The sequence below is a fragment of the Vibrio sp. Vb0888 genome (genome assembly GCF_033338835.1).
Lineage (GTDB): Bacteria > Pseudomonadota > Gammaproteobacteria > Enterobacterales > Vibrionaceae > Vibrio > Vibrio alginolyticus.
The window spans coordinates 1-1,245 of sequence record NZ_JAWOTL010000186.1 but is presented as its reverse complement, the minus strand read 5'-3'; the positions used below and the strand labels follow the sequence as shown (position 1 = coordinate 1,245).

Sequence of the window (1,245 nt, the reverse complement as noted above, 5' to 3'; positions counted from 1 at the left end):
ACGGTTACGCTCACCACCAGATAGCTCGCCAATCACTTTCTGTTGGTCTGAGCCTTTGAAGTTGAAACGTGAACAGTACGCACGCGCAGGGATTTCAAAGTTGTTGATCTTGATGATGTCAGCGCCTTCAGAAATCTCTTGGAATACCGTGTTCTTATCGTTCATTGAATCACGGAACTGCTCAACAGATGCGAGTTTCACTGTGTCACCCATCTCAATGGTACCTGAGTCAGGTTGTTCAGTGCCGCTTAGCATCTTGAATAGCGTTGATTTACCCGCGCCGTTGGCACCGATGATACCCACGATCGCACCTTTAGGCATGTTGAACGATAGGTCATCAATCAGAACGCGACCGTCAAACGACTTAGTCAGGTTCTTCACTTCAATCACTTTGTCACCTAGACGCTCACCTGGTGGGATGAACAGCTCGTTGGTTTCGTTACGTTTTTGGTGCTCAGTGTTTTGTAGCTCTTCAAAGCGCGCCATACGTGCTTTAGATTTTGCTTGGCGACCTTTAGGGTTTTTACGTACCCATTCAAGTTCTTTCTCGATGGTCTTTTGGCGAGCACTTTCTTGTGATGCTTCTTGTTGTAGACGTGCATCTTTCTGCTCTAGCCAAGAGGTGTAGTTACCTTCCCATGGAATACCTTCACCACGGTCAAGTTCAAGAATCCAACCTGCTGCGTTGTCTAGGAAGTAACGGTCGTGGGTGATCGCCACAACAGTGCCAGAGTAATCCACTAGGAAGCGTTCTAGCCATGCAACCGACTCCGCATCCAAGTGGTTGGTTGGTTCGTCGAGTAGTAGCATGTCTGGTTTCGATAGAAGCAGACGACAAATTGCTACACGGCGACGTTCACCACCAGATAGGTGAGCGATTTTTTGGTCCCACTCAGGTAGACGAAGTGCATCTGCCGCACGCTCTAGCGTGTTTTCTAGATTGTGACCGTCTTTTGCTTGGATCAGAGCTTCTAGTTCACCTTGCTCTTTCGCTAGGGCATCAAAGTCTGCATCTGGTTCTGCGTATGCAGCGTACACAGCGTCAAGACGTTTCAGTGCGTCAGCAACGTCAGCAACTGCTTCTTCAACGACTTCACGAACGGTTTTCGATTCATCGAGTACTGGTTCTTGCGGTAGGTAGCCAACGTTTAGGCCCGGTTGTGGACGTGCTTCACCGTCGATATCCGTGTCGATACCTGCCATGATACGTAGCAGTGTGGATTTACCTGCACCGTTCAGACCTAA

General features: G+C 48.9%; 1 protein-coding gene. It reads right to left on the bottom strand.

All coding sequences use genetic code 11. The annotated features are described in order from the left end of the window. Positions 1-1,245, bottom strand: a 1,245-nt coding sequence (ettA, locus tag R7P72_RS24900; RefSeq protein WP_318110945.1) for an energy-dependent translational throttle protein EttA, incomplete at both ends; no start/stop codon positions are given.